Source organism: Acidaminobacterium chupaoyuni (assembly GCF_047936785.1).
Classification (GTDB): Bacteria; Bacillota; Clostridia; order Oscillospirales; family Butyricicoccaceae; genus Acidaminobacterium; species Acidaminobacterium chupaoyuni.
The window spans coordinates 2,099,920-2,116,203 of the sequence record NZ_CP176394.1 but is presented as its reverse complement, the minus strand read 5'-3'; the positions used below and the strand labels follow the sequence as shown (position 1 = coordinate 2,116,203).

17 protein-coding genes are annotated in these 16,284 nt (G+C 54.2%); 15 read left to right on the top strand and 2 right to left on the bottom strand.

Features of this window, described 5'->3' with window-relative positions; genetic code table 11:
- Window positions 1–172: 172 nt before the first annotated feature.
- The gene (locus tag ACJA3I_RS10190; protein ID WP_458862489.1) at window positions 173–1,372 is read right to left on the bottom strand and encodes a patatin-like phospholipase family protein; all 1,200 of its coding nucleotides are present in this window, start codon (window positions 1,370–1,372) and stop codon (window positions 173–175) included.
- Window positions 1,373–1,562: 190 nt separating this feature from the next.
- Between ACJA3I_RS10190 and ACJA3I_RS10185 the strand changes: the two genes are divergently transcribed.
- From ACJA3I_RS10185 to ACJA3I_RS10115, 15 genes are all read left to right on the top strand, one after another.
- On the top strand, window positions 1,563–2,003 hold the full coding sequence (locus ACJA3I_RS10185) for a DUF1893 domain-containing protein (RefSeq protein WP_458862488.1): 441 nt from the start codon (window positions 1,563–1,565) through the stop codon (window positions 2,001–2,003).
- The gene (locus ACJA3I_RS10180; protein WP_458862487.1) at window positions 2,004–2,627 is read left to right on the top strand and encodes a DUF1847 domain-containing protein; all 624 of its coding nucleotides are present in this window, start codon (window positions 2,004–2,006) and stop codon (window positions 2,625–2,627) included.
- Window positions 2,628–2,819: 192 nt separating this feature from the next.
- Window positions 2,820–3,044, top strand: coding sequence for an acyl carrier protein (locus ACJA3I_RS10175; RefSeq protein ID WP_458862486.1), 225 nt, complete (start codon window positions 2,820–2,822; stop codon window positions 3,042–3,044).
- Between the two features lie 3 nt (window positions 3,045–3,047).
- Window positions 3,048–3,992, top strand: coding sequence for an enoyl-[acyl-carrier-protein] reductase FabK (gene fabK, locus ACJA3I_RS10170; RefSeq protein ID WP_458862485.1), 945 nt, complete (start codon window positions 3,048–3,050; stop codon window positions 3,990–3,992).
- Window positions 3,980–4,888 (top strand): ACP S-malonyltransferase, encoded by a 909-nt coding sequence (locus tag ACJA3I_RS10165; RefSeq protein WP_458862484.1) that lies wholly within the window; start codon window positions 3,980–3,982, stop codon window positions 4,886–4,888. The genes fabK and ACJA3I_RS10165 overlap by 13 nt, the downstream gene beginning before the upstream one ends.
- A complete protein-coding gene (gene fabG, locus ACJA3I_RS10160; protein ID WP_458862483.1) occupies window positions 4,882–5,610 on the top strand; it encodes a 3-oxoacyl-[acyl-carrier-protein] reductase in 729 nt (242 codons plus the stop codon). The genes ACJA3I_RS10165 and fabG overlap by 7 nt, the downstream gene beginning before the upstream one ends.
- Window positions 5,611–5,630: 20 nt before the next feature.
- Window positions 5,631–6,866, top strand: coding sequence for a beta-ketoacyl-ACP synthase II (gene fabF, locus ACJA3I_RS10155; RefSeq protein WP_458863846.1), 1,236 nt, complete (start codon window positions 5,631–5,633; stop codon window positions 6,864–6,866).
- The gene (locus ACJA3I_RS10150) at window positions 6,863–7,291 is read left to right on the top strand and encodes an acetyl-CoA carboxylase biotin carboxyl carrier protein (protein ID WP_458862482.1); all 429 of its coding nucleotides are present in this window, start codon (window positions 6,863–6,865) and stop codon (window positions 7,289–7,291) included. Before fabF ends, ACJA3I_RS10150 begins: the two co-directional genes overlap by 4 nt.
- Window positions 7,292–7,294: 3 nt before the next feature.
- Window positions 7,295–7,711 carry a 3-hydroxyacyl-ACP dehydratase FabZ family protein gene (locus ACJA3I_RS10145; RefSeq protein WP_458862481.1) on the top strand — a complete coding sequence of 139 codons (417 nt, stop codon included), beginning with the start codon at window positions 7,295–7,297 and terminating at the stop codon, window positions 7,709–7,711.
- Between the two features lie 5 nt (window positions 7,712–7,716).
- Window positions 7,717–9,024: an acetyl-CoA carboxylase biotin carboxylase subunit gene (locus ACJA3I_RS10140; RefSeq protein ID WP_458862480.1), complete on the top strand. Its 1,308-nt coding sequence runs from the start codon at window positions 7,717–7,719 to the stop codon at window positions 9,022–9,024.
- Between the two features lie 4 nt (window positions 9,025–9,028).
- Window positions 9,029–9,892: an acetyl-CoA carboxylase carboxyltransferase subunit beta gene (locus tag ACJA3I_RS10135; RefSeq protein ID WP_458862479.1), complete on the top strand. Its 864-nt coding sequence runs from the start codon at window positions 9,029–9,031 to the stop codon at window positions 9,890–9,892.
- Complete coding sequence (locus ACJA3I_RS10130; RefSeq protein ID WP_458862478.1) at window positions 9,885–10,697, top strand: acetyl-CoA carboxylase carboxyltransferase subunit alpha; 813 nt, start codon at window positions 9,885–9,887, stop codon at window positions 10,695–10,697. The genes ACJA3I_RS10135 and ACJA3I_RS10130 overlap by 8 nt, the downstream gene beginning before the upstream one ends.
- Complete coding sequence (locus tag ACJA3I_RS10125; RefSeq protein ID WP_458862477.1) at window positions 10,694–12,343, top strand: AMP-binding protein; 1,650 nt, start codon at window positions 10,694–10,696, stop codon at window positions 12,341–12,343. The genes ACJA3I_RS10130 and ACJA3I_RS10125 overlap by 4 nt, the downstream gene beginning before the upstream one ends.
- Window positions 12,340–12,708, top strand: a complete 369-nt coding sequence (gene acpS / locus ACJA3I_RS10120) for a holo-ACP synthase (protein ID WP_458862476.1) — start codon at window positions 12,340–12,342, stop codon at window positions 12,706–12,708. Before ACJA3I_RS10125 ends, acpS begins: the two co-directional genes overlap by 4 nt.
- Window positions 12,709–12,808: 100 nt before the next feature.
- Complete coding sequence (locus tag ACJA3I_RS10115) at window positions 12,809–14,815, top strand: PAS domain-containing protein (RefSeq protein ID WP_458862475.1); 2,007 nt, start codon at window positions 12,809–12,811, stop codon at window positions 14,813–14,815.
- Between the two features lie 73 nt (window positions 14,816–14,888).
- On the opposite strand, the gene ACJA3I_RS10110 is transcribed toward ACJA3I_RS10115, so the two are convergent.
- Complete coding sequence (locus ACJA3I_RS10110; protein ID WP_458862474.1) at window positions 14,889–16,223, bottom strand: O-antigen ligase family protein; 1,335 nt, start codon at window positions 16,221–16,223, stop codon at window positions 14,889–14,891.
- Window positions 16,224–16,284: the final 61 nt, after the last annotated feature.

Sequence of the window (16,284 nt, the reverse complement as noted above, 5' to 3'; positions counted from 1 at the left end):
TCTCATTTGAGACAATGAAAGTATAGCATACCTACAAAATTTGTCAAGAAAAACAGGCTTGCCCCAAAGGGCCTTTCATGAAAAAAACAGCGGGTTTCGGCCGCGGCCAAAAAACAGGCCGTCATCAAAAACGCCGCAAAACCCTTTGGTTTTGCGGCGCTGCCGTGATCGGTCATGAAAGAAGCAGAGGGGAACCGGAAAGCGAGAGCAGTTCTTCCAGCAGAAGGTCGGAAGCGGTGAGCAGGCGTCTGCGCAAAGAGGGCAGATTGAGGGGCTTGCGCGGGGGCGGGGCGGCTTTGGCCGCACAGACCGCCGTGAAAAAATCTTGCAGCTCAAAAATTGCAAAACGGTCGATCTCGGCCCGCAGGGCGCGGTTTTCCAGCATGGCGATCAGCAGATCGGTGTAATCGCTTTCTTTGGAAACTTCCAGCTCGGCGGCCAGCGCGGGCAGTAATTTTTCAAACAGCGCGCGGCGCGGGGGCATTTGTGAACCGAATCCGCTGACGGCGCAGGCGCGGCCGATCTGTTCTTCTTGAAGGCGGCAGAAGGCTTCAAACGCCGTATCCTGCCGGGGCCGCCGGATATAATAAAGGCGGCCCGCAAGAGTTTGCAGGCGGCGCAGCGCGTCATAATAGCCCATTTTGATATTTTCGGCGGAGACCTGCGGATCAAAATTCATGATGGGCCCCAAGGGCTGGGAAGGTTCGATGACGGTGATCTTCAGATCTTTCTCTTTGGGCAGGCGGAAAACGCCCGGGCCGTAAGTTCTCACGGCGATGATCTCGTCACAGCCTTTGGCGGCCAGCATCGTCATGGGGCAGTTATCATATAAACCGCCGTCGATATAGGGTTTTCCATCGATCATGGTGGGCTGGAACCCCGGAAAAGTGGCGCTTGCCATGATGTAGGTTTTCAGATCTTCTTTGGGGATATCGTGTTTGAAAAATTCCACGGGCTTCAGATCGCTTGTGCAAACGGTGACAAGGCCGAAATCCACCGGGCTTGCCAGCAAGCGGTCGCTATCCACCAGACGGTCGATGAGGCTCACCATTTTCGCGGTGTCAACGCCGCCGCCCGAAGCCACTTTAGATAGGGTGTCGCGGTAATAAGAAAAATCGGCGATTTCGAGCTTCAGCGAAAACAGGCGGCGGTAGCGCTCGTTATCCACATCAAAAATGTCGCTGTTGTTCAGGGTTTTCCAGGCTTCTTCTAAACGGGCGGCGTCGCCCTGGGCCAAAACCGCGGCGTTCACAGCGCCGATGGAAGTGCCCGTGATCATATCAAAATGAAAACCTTGTTGGGTATAGGCGCGGTAGACCCCCAAATGATATGCCCCGCGGGAACCGCCGCCTTCTAAAGCAAGACCTAACATCCCTTGACACGCTCCTTTCCGTTATTGCAAAAATCTTTCTGACCATAGTTTAACATGAGGGGAAAAGAATTGCAAAGAGCCCTCTGTTTGCAATCTTTTCAACAGGGTGATATACTAAAATAAAGTCGTTCTTATATCGTGATTCGAGAGGGCGCAGCTTTAAAACGATGTTTTCAGCGGAGGCTTTTTTATGATGAAACAAGCAATCGAGGTGTTGAACAGCAGCGGCTGTTCCTGTGTGATCGAAAAAAACGGAACTGTTCTTTATCGGTTGGAAGGCATCGGCGTCAAGCCCATTCTAACCATGATGCGTGAGCATCCCGAAGATCTGAAAGGCGCGGCCGTGGCCGACAAGGTGATCGGGCGGGCGGCGGCAACGGCGCTGATTTTGGGCGGCGCCGCCGAAGTTTATGGCCGCGTGATGAGCGAAGCGGGCAAACAGCGGTTAGAAGAATATGGAATTCCCTGTTCTTACGGCCAGCTGACGCAGCGCATCGACAATCGCGACGGCACAGATATGTGCCCGCTGGAAAAGGCATCTTTCGAAAGCGAAGATCTGCGGGAAGGTTTTGAAGCCATGCTGCGGTTTATCGAATCGAAAATGAAAATGCAGAAAGAGGGAAAAGAATAAATGTATACTTGCGCAAGCTGCACCGTGAAAGCCTGTAAAACCGGCGATAAAAGCAAAATGCCCAAAAATTGCCCCATGCATGAGCAGGCGCTGATGGATCAGGCCGTGGCGGAATATTTAAAACCCGAGCATAAAGAATTCTATGTGAATTCCTGCCTGGTAGAAGCGGAAGGTTACGGCCAATGGCCCCGTGTTCGCGAAATCGCCGAATTCTGCAAGAAGAACCATTTTCAGAAAATCGGCGTGGCCTTTTGCACTGGGCTTCACGAAGAAGCCAAAATCGCCTGTGAGATCTTTCGAAAACATGGCTTAGAGGTGGTTTCTGTGATGTGCAAAACCGGCAGCATTCCCAAAGAAACCGTGGGCATCACCGAAGAACAGAAAGTGCGCCCCGGGACCTATGAAGTGATGTGCAACCCTGTGGCGCAGGCCATGCTGCTCAACCGGCAAAAAACACAGTTCAATGTGATCATCGGCCTTTGCGTGGGCCATGATTCCATGTTTATGAAATATTCCGAAGCCATGTGCACGGCGCTGGTGACGAAAGACAGGGCTTTGGCCCATAACCCCGTGGGGGCGCTCTATTGCGCCAACACCTCTTATTTTAAAGATAAGCTGTTTTAAAAAACGGCGTGAACAGACCAAAGAAAATCGGGAAGCTTTTTAAAAGTTTTCCGGTTTTCTTTTTATTTTGCTCCAAAAGGCCGATTTTGGAACGCGGCAGGAACGGCGAAAGACTTTTGAAGGAACGGCGGTTTCGTATAATGGGGTTCAACAAGCGCAAACTCGCTTGAAAATGAATGGAGGCATCTTCAAATGTATTTTGATACGATTGCAAAAATTGTTGCTGACCGCACAGGCTGCGAAATTTCCACCATCAAGCCTGAAAGCACTTTCGCTCAGCTGGGAATCGATTCTCTGGATACCGTGGAACTGCTGATGAATTTAGAGGATGAAATCGGCATTGAGATCGAACTGGATCAAAAGGTAGAAACCATCGGTGATTTGGATCGCTTCATCCAGAGCAAGACGAAGGAATAAACCATGATAAAATCGCCGATTTGTGAAATGCTCGGCATTCAATATCCCATCTTTCAGGGTGGGATGGCATGGATCGCCGACGGAAAGCTGGCCGCGGCCGTATCCAACGGCGGCGGGCTTGGCATTATCGGGGCGGGCAACGCCCCGGGCGAAGCGGTGCGCCAGCAGATCCGCGCGGCCCGCTCGCTGACGGAAAAGCCCATCGGGGTGAACATCATGCTGCTCAGCCCCTTTGCGGCAGAGGTGGCGAAGGTCGCCGCCGAAGAACGGGTGGAAGTGGTGACCACCGGCGCGGGCAACCCTTCCGATTATATGCAGATGTGGGAAGAAGCCGGCATCAAGGTCATCCCCGTGGTGGCATCTGTGGCGCTGGCCAAACGCATGGAACGCCTGGGGGCTTCGGCCCTGATCGCCGAAGGCGGCGAAAGCGGCGGCCATGTGGGCGAACTGACCACCATGGTGCTGGTGCCGCAGATCTGCGATGCCACAAGCCTTCCCGTGATTGCCGCCGGCGGCATTGCCGACGGCAGAGGTATGGCGGCCGCTCTGATGCTGGGGGCCTGCGGCGTGCAGATGGGCACCCGATTTTTAAGCGCGCAGGAATGCACCATTCACCCTGTTTATAAAGAAAAGATCATCAAAGCCGGCGACCTTTGCACCATGGTCACGGGCAAACGCCTGGGCCACCCTGTGCGCAGCCTGAGAACGCCTTTCGCGCGGGAATATTCCAAGGCGGAATACGGCGGTATGGCCGATGAAGAGCTGGAAGCGCTGGGCGCGGGTTCTCTTCGCCTTGCCGTGCAGGAAGGCGACAAGGAAAAGGGATGCTTTTTATCCGGGCAGATCGCCGCGCTTGTGAACAAAGAACAGCCGGCGGCCGAGATCATCAGCGAAGTGATCGCAGAAGCGCAGCCGCTTTTGCTGGGGGCCGCGCAATGGGTAAAATAGCGTTCGCTTTTTCGGGGCAGGGCGATCAATATCCCGGCATGGGGAAAGAGCTTTATGAAAGCGATCCCGCCGCCCACGCCGTATTTGAAACCTGTGAAGCGCTGCGGCCCGGCACCATGGCCCAGTGTTTTGAAGGCAGCGAAGAAGAATTGAAAAACACCGCGAACACACAGCCTTGCCTGTTCGCCATGGAACTGGCCGCCGCCGCCGCGCTGAAGCGGGCGGGCATCTGCCCCCAAATGGCGGCAGGGTTTTCGCTGGGCGAAGTGGCCGCCGCATCCTGCGCGGGCCTTTTCGGGGAAGAAACGGGGTTTCGCCTCGTTTGCAAACGCGGAGAACTGATGCAGCAGGCCGCCGGCGGGCAGGAAACCTTTATGGCCGCGGTGGTGAAGCTGGATGCCGAAACGGTGACGGCGCTTTGCGGGAAGTTTCGTCGGGTCTATGCCGTCAACTTCAACTGCCCGGGGCAGACCACTGTTTCCGGGGCCGCCGAAGAACGCGGCGACTTTTTTGAAGAAGTGAAAAAACAGGGCGGCAGGGCCCTTCCGCTCAAGGTTTCGGGCGCGTTCCATTCGCCTTTCATGAAAGAGGCGTCAGAAGCGTTTGATGCTGTTTTGAGCAAAACAGAATGCAGAGCGGGCGTTCTGCCCCTATATTCCAATGTCACCGCCGATGTTTACGGCCCGGATGCCGCAAGGCTGCTTTCCAAACAGATCTGCAGCCCGGTTCGGTGGGAAGCGCTGGTTCGAAAGATGATCGCAGACGGCGCAGATACTTTCATCGAGATTGGCCCGGGCAAAACGCTGGTGAATATGATCCGCAAGATCGACACATCCGTGAAGCTTTATTCCGTTTCAGAGCTTCCCGTTCTTTTATCGGAGGTCAAACCATGTTAAAAGGAAAAATTGCCGTCGTCACAGGCGGTTCCCGCGGCATCGGCGCGGCCATCGCTTTGAAACTGGCCCGTGAAGGGGCCGATATTGCCGTGATCTATGCGGGGAACCGGGAAGCGGCAGAAAAGATCTGCGGGCAGTGCGCCGCGGAATATGGCGTTCACGCCAAAGCCTATTGCTGCGATGTGGCAGATTTTGAGGCGGTGAAACAGACGGTGGGCGAGATCAAAAAGGAATTCGGAACGGTTCACATTTTGGTCAACAACGCGGGCATCACCCGTGACGGCCTTGCCGCCATGATGAAAGAAGAAGATTTTGACGCCGTGATGGATACCAACCTGAAAGGCGCTTTTCATATGATCCGCCATTGCATCGGCATGTTTTTAAGAAACCGTGAAGGCGCGATCATCAATATTGCCTCTGTTTCGGGGCTTTTGGGCAACGCGGGGCAGTGCAATTATGCCGCTTCCAAAGCGGGGCTGATCGGCCTGACCAAATCCATTGCCAAAGAACTGGCGCCGAAAGGCATTCGCTGCAATGCCGTGGCGCCCGGCTTCATTCAAACCGATATGACACAAACACAAACCGAAAATCCTCTGCTGGCGCAGATCCCGCTGGGAAAAATGGGGCAGCCGGAGGATGTGGCGGAAGCGGTGGCTTATCTTGCCGCGGCCCGCTATATCACAGGCGAGGTGCTGCGCGTTGATGGCGGCATCGCCATGTAAGGAGAAACATTGTGAGCGAAATGAAAAGAGTGGTTGTCACGGGCCTGGGCGCCATCACCCCCGTGGGCAACAGTGTGAAGGAATGTTGGGAAAACCTGAAAGCCGGCAAAAACGGCATCGGCCCCGTCACCCTTTTTGATGTGGAACATTATAAAGCAAAGCTGGCGGCGGAAGTGAAAAACTTCGACCCTGCCGAATATATGGAGCGCAACGATACTTTGCGCACCGATCGCTATGCCCAGTTTGCCGTTGCGGCGGCGCAGCAGGCGGTGGAAGACAGCGGCATTGAAAACGCCGTTGAACCTGAACGCTTTGCCGTTTATTTCGGAACAGGCATCGGCGGCATCAGCACTTTTGAAACCGAACACACCAAATTGATGGAAAAAGGCCCGCGCCGCGTTTCTTCGCTGTTCATCCCCATGCTGATCGCCAATATGGCGGCGGGGATGATCGCCATCCGCCATCATTGCCAGGGCCCCTCCATGCCCGCGGTGACGGCGTGCGCTTCCGGCTCCAACGCCATCGGCGAAGCCATGCGGCTGATCCGTCATGGATACAGCGACGCCGTGATCGCCGGCGGCGCCGAAGCCGCCATCAGCCCCTCGGCCGTGGCGGGGTTTGCCAATATGCAGGCGCTTTCCACAGCGGAAGATCCCAATCAGGCATCGCTGCCTTTCGATCGCCGCCGCGGCGGTTTTGTGATCGGCGAAGGCGCTGTGGCGCTTGTGCTGGAAGAACGGGAACACGCTCTGGCTCGCGGCGCCAAAATTTATGGCGAGGTGTGCGGCTATGGTTCCACCTGTGACGCTTATCATATCACCGCGCCGCATCCTCAGGCGCAGGGCGGCGCGCGCGCCATGCGGCAGGCCATGCAGGAAGCCGGTTATCAGACGGGGGAACGGGTCTATATCAACGCCCACGGAACCGGCACGCCCCTTAATGACGCGGGCGAAACGCTGGCCATCAAAAGCGCTTTGGGCGAAGAAGAGGCGCGCAAGGCCATCATCAGCTCTACCAAATCGATGACAGGGCATATGCTGGGCGCCGCCGGCGCTTTGGAAGCCATGGCCTGTCTGCTGGCGCTGGCCGAGGGCGTGATCCCGCCCACCATCAACCTAAACGAACCGGATGAAGCTTGTGACCTCGATTATACCCCCAATCAGGCGGTGAAAACACAAATCGATCTGGCGCTTTCCAATTCTTTGGGGTTTGGCGGCCACAACGCGTGTCTGGCTTTCAGAAAGGCATCGGAATGAAAGAAACGGATATCAGAAAATATGCGGGGCTGATGCAGGAACTGGGCCTGACGGGGCTTGAGATCACCGAAGATAATAAAGTGGTGCGTCTTGAGCGAACCGCCCCGCCCGTCATCCGCGAAGCCGCGCCCCGGCAGGCGGTGGAAAACAGCCTGCCGCAGAACGCGAAAACCGAAGAACAAGCCGATTATATCAGCGTGCGTTCGCCCATTGTCGGCATCTTTTATGCTTCCCCCGCCGAAAACGCGGAAGCTTATGTTTCTGTGGGTGAGCGTGTGGAACCCGGTAAAACACTTTGCATCATCGAAGCAATGAAATTAATGAACGAGATCGCCGCCGAAGAAAGCGGCGTCATCGCGGAAATCTGCGCGGCTGACGGCCAGATCGTGGAATATGGCACCGAGCTCTTCCGCATTAAAAGGTGAGCCATGAACAGAGAAGAAATTAAAACCATTTTGCCCCATCGGGAACCGATGCTGCTGCTGGATGACCTTGTTTTGGAAGGCGAAACCGCCGTGGGCCATTATACCGTGAGCGGGGAAGAATTCTTTTTGCAGGGGCATTTCCCCAAAAGCCCCATGGTTCCCGGCGTGATCTTATGCGAGATCATGGCGCAATCCGCCTGTGTTCTGGTGAAAGATGCGCTGACGGAAGGCTGCATTCCTGTTTATGCGGGGCTTGACCGCGTGCGGTTCCATTCGCCCGTGAAACCGGGAGACCGGGTGGAAACCCGCTGCAGGCTGAAACGAAGCAAGCATCCTTTTTATTTTGCCGAAGGCACCCTTTCCGTGGGCGACCGCTTATGCGTAACGGCGGAACTTTCTTTCGCGATTACAGGAGTTTAAACACTATGTTTTCAAAAATATTGATCGCAAACCGCGGTGAGATCGCCGTGCGCATCATCCGCGCCTGCAAGGAAATGGGCGTCGCCACGGTGGCGGTTTATTCCGAAGCCGATAAAAACGCCCTGCATGTGGCGCTGGCCGACCAAAGCTGCTGCATCGGTGCGGCCGAAGCCGCCGAAAGCTATCTGAAAGAACAGCAGATCATCAGCGCGGCGCTGCTGACAGGGGCGCAGGCGATCCATCCCGGCTATGGCTTTTTGTCGGAAAACGCCCATTTTGCAAAGCTTTGCCAAAAAAACGGGTTGGTTTTCATCGGCCCCAATGCCGAAACCATGGAACGGCTGAGCGATAAGGCTGTTTTAAAAGAGCTGATAACGGCCACAGAGCTTGCGGTGATCCCGGGAACGGGCGCGCTGGCATCCTTCCACGAAACCATAGAGGCCGCCCGCAAGCTCGGGTATCCCGTGATGCTGAAAGCCTGTGCGGGCGGGGGCGGGCGCGGCATCCGCCTGATTTCTTCTGAAGAAGAGGTGGAAGAAGCCTATCTTCAGGCCACGGCCGAAGCGGCGGCTGCCTTTGGCGACCGCTCTGTTTATCTGGAAAAATATATTTATCCGGCGCGCCATGTGGAACTGCAGATCCTGGCGGATGAATCGGGGAATGTGGTCTGTTTGGGCGAGCGCGACTGTTCGATGCAGCAGCGCCACCAAAAGCTGATCGAAGAAACGCCTTCGCCGGCGGTCACGCCGCAAATGCGCGAAAAAATCATCTCGGCCGCCCTTTCGGCGGTGAAACAGATCGGTTATACCGGCGCGGGAACTTTGGAATTTTTACTGGATCGGGAAGGGAATTTCTGGTTCATGGAAATGAATGTGCGCCTGCAGGTGGAACACTGTGTCACCGAGATGCTGACAGGCATCGACCTTGTGAAATGGCAGATCCGCATCGCGGCGGGCATCCCTTTGAATTTCACGCAGGAGGAGATCTGCCTGAGCGGTTCGGCCATCGAATGCCGCATCAACGCGTGCGGCTGCGGCGCTTTAGAGATGATGCATGTGCCGGGAGGGCCCTTTGTTCGTTTTGACAGCGGCTTGATCGAAGGCGCCGCGATCTCGCCTTATTATGATTCGCTGCTGGGCAAACTGATCGTGAGGGCCAACACCCGCGAAGAAGCGCTGCGCAAGCTGCGCGCCGCCCTTTGCGAGCTTGTGATCAAGGGCATCCCCACAAATCTTGAGCAGCAGCTGAAAACGGTGGAAGACGAGCGCTTCACCACCGGGAATTACGATCTTACATGGAGCGGAGGCAGGTGAGAAGATGGCATTGATCAATTTTTTGAAACCGAAAAACCAATTGGAAGAAGGCGGCCGTTCGGCGGCCCCCATCCAGCAGGATGCGGGGGAACCGGAGCAGACCTGCCCCAATTGCCATAAAGAAATTCCGCTGAGCCGCCTGTGGGCCAACGGGCTGGTTTGTTCCTGCGGCCATCATTTCCGCTTGAAAGCGCGGCAGCGCATTCAGACTCTGACAGATAAAGACAGCTTTTGCGAATTTTACGGGGAGATGAAAGCGGAAAACCCTCTCGGTTTCCCGGGATACCGGGAAAAGATCGAAATCGTGCGCACCATTTCAGAAGAAGAAGAAGCCGTGATTTGCGGAACGGCCCAGATCGGCCGCCAAAGCTGCTGCTTGTTTGTGATGGAACCTTCTTTCATGATGGGCAGCATGGGCAGCGCTGTGGGCGAAAAAATCACGCGCCTGTTTGAATATGCCATCGATCACCGTCTGCCCGTGGTGGGTTTCACCGTTTCGGGCGGCGCGCGGATGCAGGAAGGGCTGATCTCGCTGATGCAGATGGCGAAAACCAGCGCGGCGGTGAAGCGCCACAGCGACGCGGGGCTGTTTTATCTTGCCGTGCTGACAGACCCCACAACAGGCGGGGTGACGGCCAGCTTCGCCATGGAAGCGGATATCCTTTTGGCGGAACCCGGGGCCACGGTTGGCTTTGCGGGCGTTCGCGTCATTGAACAGACCACCAAAAAATCGCTGCCGAAAGGGTTCCAGAAATCGGAATTCGTTTTGCAGCATGGCTTTTTGGATGGCATTGTGGCCCGTGCCGATCAGCCAAGGGTGATCGCTTCGCTTTTGAAACTGCATAACGGAGGATATGACCGTGGATAAGACAGCTTATAACAGGGTGAAACTGGCCCGAAGCAGCGAACGCCCCACAGGGCTGGATTATATCAATCATCTCTTTGAGGGCTTTTTTGAGCTTCACGGCGACCGGCGCTTTGGCGACGATCCGGCTGTGGTGGGCGGCATCGCCTGCCTGCAGGGGCTTCCGGTAACGGTGATCGCCATTGAAAAAGGCCACACGGCCAAAGAACGGGCCGCCCGCAATTTCGGCGCACCCAACCCCGAAGGATATCGAAAAGCGCTGCGGCTGATGAAACAGGCCGAAAAATTCGGCAGGCCCATCGTTTGCCTGATCGACACCTCGGGGGCTTATTGCGGCGTCGGGGCGGAAGAACGGGGGCAGGGGCAGGCCATTGCCGAAAATCTTATGGAAATGACGACTCTTTCCGTGCCGATTCTGGCGCTGCTCATCGGGGAAGGCGGCAGCGGCGGCGCGCTGGGCCTTGCGGTGGCAGACCGTGTGTGGATGATGCAGAACGCCGTTTATTCGGTGATCTCGCCCGAAGGCTGCGCCAGCATTTTGTGGAAAGACGCTTCGAAAGCCCAAACCGCCGCCGAATGTTTGAAACTGACGGCGGAAGACGCCAAAACGCTGGGCATCATCGAGCGCATCCTTTCAGAAAAAGAACTGGGCAAAGAACCGTTTTATGAATCGCTTCGTGTTTTGCTGGCCGATGAGATCGCTTCGCTGGCCCAAGACCCCGATCTGCTTTCAAAGCGTTATGATCGGTTCCGCCGAATCGGAACCGATTGCGTTTATGGCGGCTTATCCAAAAAGGAGAACCTATGAGTATCTACCGTAATTTTTGCAAAGAGATCACCGATGCATCGGGCCAGCTGAAAGAGATCCGTCTGGAATATTCCGACCGTTTCAATTTCGGTTATGATGTGGTGGATGCCATCGCAGAAGAAGAGCCTCAGAAAACAGCGTTGGTGTGGTGTAACACCGAAAACGAAGAACATCGGTTTTCTTTTGAAGAAATCAGAAAATACAGCAATCAGGCGGCCAATATGTTTGAAAAAGCGGGGCTCAAGCGCGGCGACCGCGTGATGGTGGTTTTAAAACGCCATTACGAATATTGGTTCGTGGCGGTGGCTCTGCATAAACTGGGGGTCACAATGATCCCCGCCACCCATATGCTGACGGTTTCCGATTTTGTTTATCGCATCCGCGCGGCCAAAGTGGATGGCATCCTCTGCACCGTGCAAAATGAAGTGCCGGAGAAAATCAGAGAAGCGCTGCGCCAGGCCGAAGCCACCTGCAAGCTGTGGGCGGTGGGGCAGGCGGAAGGCTTTGAAAATTTCAAGAACGCCATGCAGGGGGAGAGCACGGAACTGGCGCGGCATGAAACTTTTGCGAGCGACCCCATGCTGCTTTATTTCACTTCGGGCACCACGGGATACCCCAAGGGGGTCATCCATGATTTTTCTTATCCGCTGGCGCATATCGTCACCGCGAAATATTGGCAGCAGGCCGAAGAAAACGGGCTGCATCTGACGGTGGCCGAAACGGGCTGGGCGAAAGCATCCTGGGGCAAGATCTATGGCCAATGGCTGGTGGGAAGCGCCGTGATGGTGTGTGATTTCGATAATTTCGATCCCAAACAGCTGACAACGCTCATCAACCGCTATGGCGTCACTTCTTTTTGCGCGCCGCCCACGGTCTATCGTTATCTTGTGCGCAAGGGGATTCCCGAAATGCCCACGCTGCGTCACGCCACCACCGCAGGAGAAATGCTGGCGCCCGAAGTTTTTCGCCGCTTCACCGAAAAAACGGGCATCCCCCTCTGCGAAGGATACGGGCAGACGGAAACCACTTTGCTGATGGCGAATTTCAAAGGCCAGACGCCTATCGAAGGCTCCATGGGCCAGGCTTCTCCGCTTTACCAAATCGAGCTGCATGATCGTCAGGGGCTGAAGGTTCGGCGGGGCGAGATCGGGGAAGTGGTGATCGTGCCGCCTGAAAACGGCAGGCAGATCGGCATTTTCTGCGGATATCTCGATCAGGAAGAGCAATATCGCCATGTGTGGCGCGGCGGCGTTTATCACACGGGCGACGCGGCTTATCAGGATGAAAGCGGGCAATATTGGTTCCACGGGCGTTTTGATGATATCATCAAAACGGGCGGGTTCCGCGTGGGGCCTTATGAAGTGGAAAATGTGCTGATGGAACATCCCGCCGTGGCGGAATGCAGTGTCATCGGCGTGCCCGATGCGCTTCGCGGGCAGGCCATCAAAGCCGTGGTGGTTCTGGCGGGGGAAGAAGTTGCTTCAAAAGAACTCGAGCAGGAGATCAAAGAATTCTGCAACCGGAAACTCGCCGAATATAAGTGGATCCGCATGATCGAATTCGTGAAGGAAATGCCGAAGACCATCAGCGGAAAAATCAGAAAAACCGTTTTGCGCAAACAGGAACAGGAGAAATGCTCGTTATGAACACGGTGATAACGGGGATCGGGTGCGATATCGTTTCGATCAGCCGGCTGGAGCCGCTGCTGCAAAAGCCGCGGTTCCTTGAAAAGGTATATACCCCGCGGGAACAACAGTGCTTTGCGGAGGGATCTTCACAAAGGGCCGCCGGCATCTGGGCGGCCAAAGAGGCGGTGAGCAAAGCGCTGGGCACGGGTTTTGCCGGGTTTGGAATGCTGGATATCGAAATCGACCATAATGAAAAAGGTGCGCCGGTGGTCAAACTCCACGGCGGCGCAAAGGCGGTTTTTGAAAAAAACGGCTGCAGCAGCATCCAACTGAGCATTTCCCATGAAGCGACGGCCGCGCTGGCTTTTGCCGTGGCGCAATAGCGGCCGGGCTTTTGACGGGCGGCCCCAATTGTGATATACTTTTCAAAAATCACCCTGCCGCGTCGGCGGCCGATTCTTTGCTTTTTTGTAGGAGAGCTTTATGACCAAACCGAATGCTTTTTTTGAAAAAGTGATGCGTGAACAGCTGAATGGGTTCCACCAATATCGCTTTGGGGAATCCATCCGTCTGGAATATGTCAGCCAAAACCTTTGCCGAATGCTGGGGTATGAGCAAGCCGAACTGCTGAGCGACGATGGGTCGCTTTATGTTCAGGCGATCTATGCCTGCGACCGGGAAGGGTATTTGACTTTTTTGCGTGAAGCGGCGGCCGAACTGGGGAACAGAACTTTTGAATATCGCATGGTCAAAAAAGATGGCGGCTTGATCTTTTTCAGCGATACCATCGTCACGGTGGATGCCGAAGATGGAACGCGGCTGGGCATTTCCATCCTTACGGATATCACCCATTTGAAAACCGCCAATGAGAATCTGCGTTTTCTCAATGAGACCATGTCCTGCGGGTTTTTGAAATATACCTGTGAAAAGCAGCCGAAGATCACTTATATCAACGACCATATGCTGGAGATCCTCCATCTGAAAAAGGGGAAAGACGGCGAGATCGATTATCTGGAACTTTACCGCCAGAATATTTATTTCATGATCCCCATGGAAGAACGGCGCAGGTTTGCCCTTTATTTGAACCGCGTTTATACCTATGGCGCGCCGCTTGCCGGCGAGATCATCGTTCAGCGGGCCGATGGCACAAAGGGATGCCTGTTCGGCTGGGTCACCAAAACCGTCAACGAACAGGGGCAGGAAGAATTCCAAAGCGTCTGCATGGATATTTCCGAGCGGTATTATCAGAAAAAAAGCGAAGAGATCAGCCGCTATCTGCAAGCGCTGACCGATGTTTATGATATGATCTTCGAATATGATCTGGCGGAAGGCACGGTGAAATGCCTGTATGGCGAAAAGTCTTCCATGTTCAAATGGCTGCAGGGAATTCCCATGCAGATGAAAGAAGCCACCGAAAAATGGATCGACAGCACGGTATTCGAGGAAGATAAAGAGGCCGTAAGACGGTATTTTGAAAACCTTATCGAAAACAAATTTTCAAATTCCGCTTCCGCGCTGGCGCAGATCGACTATCGCGCCCTTTCTTCGCGCGGCCAGCTTGAAACCTATAGCGGCATCGTGATCAAGATCGAAGAAAACCTCCATCTGTTCTGTTGCCGCAACAAGGCCGAACAGGATATCAACCAGCAACTGATCAATGAAAACAAAACCCTGAAGAACATGAATGAAAACATGCAGGGGTTCGTCATGCAGTTCACAGAGGGCGTGGCGGCTTTTGAGATCAAAGAGGGCATGGTGACCCCGCTTTACGGCAGCGGGAATGTTTATCAGTTTTTCGGCGTCACCGAAGAAGAATGGGTGGCGATGATGAAGCAAAAGAACCCCATCAAAGATTTTATCGCCCGCAGCCCCGCCACCTATGAAGCGGTCAATGAGCTTTTGAAAAACGGCGAGGCTGAATTTACCTATTTCGATCTCAACACCAAAACAGAACGGCGCATCAAAGCCATCTGTTCCCAAAGATCGGCGGATGGCAGCGAAACGCGTTATATCATGCTTTATAATCTCGACCGGAAAACAGGCGAAAACAAACAGCCTGAAAAGAAGCCGGTATATATTCGCACCTTCGGCTATTTCGATGTTTTCGTCGGCGAAAGATCGGTGGCTTTCCGCAGTGAAAAAGCCAAGGAACTGTTGGCGCTGCTGGTCGATCGCAGGGGCGGCTATATCTCATCGGATGAAGCCATCAGCTTTTTGTGGCCCGAAGAACCCGCCAGCGCGGTGACTCTTTCGCGTTATCGCAAGGTGGCGCTGCGGCTGAAAAACATCCTTGAAGAATATGGAATTGCCGATATTGTGGAATCGGTAGACGGCAAGCGGCGAATCGCGGGCGAAAAGGTGCAATGCGACCTGTATGATTACCTCACGGGCAAAGAAGAATTCGCCCCGCTGTTCAAAGGCAGCTATCTTTCCAACTACAGCTGGGGGGAATCGACCCTGGGCGAACTGACAGGCAAAAGCCTTTTTTAAAGCAAAGTGCATAGCAAAGCAGAAAGAAACGGTGCAGCTCGATTGGAACTGCACCGTTTTTCATGTTTTGCTTTTATAAGGTTTCGTTTTGGTAATCATCGCTGTAGATCAGCTTGCCATAAAGCAGCAGCAGCGAGAAATAGAAGCCGGAAGTTACGCTGAACAGAATATGACCTGCGATGAAAAGATATCCCGCGCAAAGGCCCAGCGCAAGGAACACGGCAAACGAGAACAGATCACGCGAACGGAAGAAGCGGCGCAGGAACGCCACGCCCACCGATACATAAGGCAGCAGGAAGCAGACCAGACCAAACAGGCCATAATAGCAGAACACTTCCATAATATCCATTTCAATAATGGCGATCTGGCTTCCGCGGCTCACGCCGAACAGCCATTTATAAACCCCGCCGTTTCTGTAATCTTTGAAGGCATGTGCCAGCTTGTTCTGGCGGCCGCTCATCAAAGCATTGGTTCCGCCCGTTTCATCTTTGATCTTTTTGATGATCGACATCGATTCAGAGATATCGGCGAAAACATTGCTGGTGGAAACAATGGCAAGGATCAGCAGGATGGCAAAGGCGATCAATAAAATAATGCCGATGCGTTTGAGAAGAGTGTAATCTTTTGTTTTGCGCGCCTTTACCAAAGCCCACAAGGTCAGCGCCACAACACTGACGCCCGCGGAAAGAAAAGCGGTCTTTGTGCCGATGACGAAAAGAGTGGTCAGCGTGGCGGCGGGGGCATATGCATAATAGAACTGCTTGGAACGCTTCATGTTGTCGCCTTTTTTGACCAGCGTCATAAAAGTGCACATGGCGATAGGCAGCAGCGCCATCAGGATGGCCGTGATATCATTGCCCGAATAGAAAAAGCCGCGGGAACCGCGCAGGCTGAAACGATCGGCATAGGTCGTGTAACCCGCGCCGAAAATATAAGCGATCAGAATGGAGCTGGAAAGAACCGTTAAAGTGAAGGTGATAATGGAATTGAGCTTTTTCAGCAAGTCGTTTTTGCTCAAACGGCTGTGGCGGAACAGGCTCCAATAAACAAACAGGATCACCACATTATAGCCAAAGCGGGCTACATACTGGATATCTGTAAAAAGAGCGAATTCTTTGGGGGGCCAAATAACTTCGCCTATGACGGAAAGCAGCCAGGCGGCGCCGATGGGTAAAATGGCGCGAAACGCTTTTTTGTCTTTTTGCATGATAATGTAAGCGCCGAACAATAAAAGAACCACCATGCGAATGACAAGGCTGGGGGTCACGGGCAAACCGATCTGTTCCCATGTCAGGCCCTTGATCTCTTCCATAGCGCTGATAAAAATACCGTTCCCGATATCGAGAAAAGGATTGATGAATAAAAACAGCCAGAAGAATTTTTCCAGCTTGTCCACCGTTTTTTGCATGAAATCACTCCAATCAAATTTACATCGGTAAAAGAATACAAGCATATTCTACCATAAAAAC

Excerpts from the sequence above, each read along its gene's own strand:
- ACJA3I_RS10190 (WP_458862489.1), bottom strand. The coding sequence starts at position 1,372 with ATGTTAGGTCTTGCTTTAGAAGGCGGCGGTTCCCGCGGGGCATATCAT.
- ACJA3I_RS10185 (WP_458862488.1), top strand. The coding sequence starts at position 1,563 with ATGATGAAACAAGCAATCGAGGTGTTGAACAGCAGCGGCTGTTCCTGT.
- ACJA3I_RS10180 (WP_458862487.1), top strand. The coding sequence starts at position 2,004 with ATGTATACTTGCGCAAGCTGCACCGTGAAAGCCTGTAAAACCGGCGAT.
- ACJA3I_RS10175 (WP_458862486.1), top strand. The coding sequence starts at position 2,820 with ATGTATTTTGATACGATTGCAAAAATTGTTGCTGACCGCACAGGCTGC.
- fabK (WP_458862485.1), top strand. The coding sequence starts at position 3,048 with ATGATAAAATCGCCGATTTGTGAAATGCTCGGCATTCAATATCCCATC.
- ACJA3I_RS10165 (WP_458862484.1), top strand. The coding sequence starts at position 3,980 with ATGGGTAAAATAGCGTTCGCTTTTTCGGGGCAGGGCGATCAATATCCC.
- fabG (WP_458862483.1), top strand. The coding sequence starts at position 4,882 with ATGTTAAAAGGAAAAATTGCCGTCGTCACAGGCGGTTCCCGCGGCATC.
- fabF (WP_458863846.1), top strand. The coding sequence starts at position 5,631 with ATGAAAAGAGTGGTTGTCACGGGCCTGGGCGCCATCACCCCCGTGGGC.
- ACJA3I_RS10150 (WP_458862482.1), top strand. The coding sequence starts at position 6,863 with ATGAAAGAAACGGATATCAGAAAATATGCGGGGCTGATGCAGGAACTG.
- ACJA3I_RS10145 (WP_458862481.1), top strand. The coding sequence starts at position 7,295 with ATGAACAGAGAAGAAATTAAAACCATTTTGCCCCATCGGGAACCGATG.
- ACJA3I_RS10140 (WP_458862480.1), top strand. The coding sequence starts at position 7,717 with ATGTTTTCAAAAATATTGATCGCAAACCGCGGTGAGATCGCCGTGCGC.
- ACJA3I_RS10135 (WP_458862479.1), top strand. The coding sequence starts at position 9,029 with ATGGCATTGATCAATTTTTTGAAACCGAAAAACCAATTGGAAGAAGGC.
- ACJA3I_RS10125 (WP_458862477.1), top strand. The coding sequence starts at position 10,694 with ATGAGTATCTACCGTAATTTTTGCAAAGAGATCACCGATGCATCGGGC.
- acpS (WP_458862476.1), top strand. The coding sequence starts at position 12,340 with ATGAACACGGTGATAACGGGGATCGGGTGCGATATCGTTTCGATCAGC.
- ACJA3I_RS10115 (WP_458862475.1), top strand. The coding sequence starts at position 12,809 with ATGACCAAACCGAATGCTTTTTTTGAAAAAGTGATGCGTGAACAGCTG.
- ACJA3I_RS10110 (WP_458862474.1), bottom strand. The coding sequence starts at position 16,223 with ATGCAAAAAACGGTGGACAAGCTGGAAAAATTCTTCTGGCTGTTTTTA.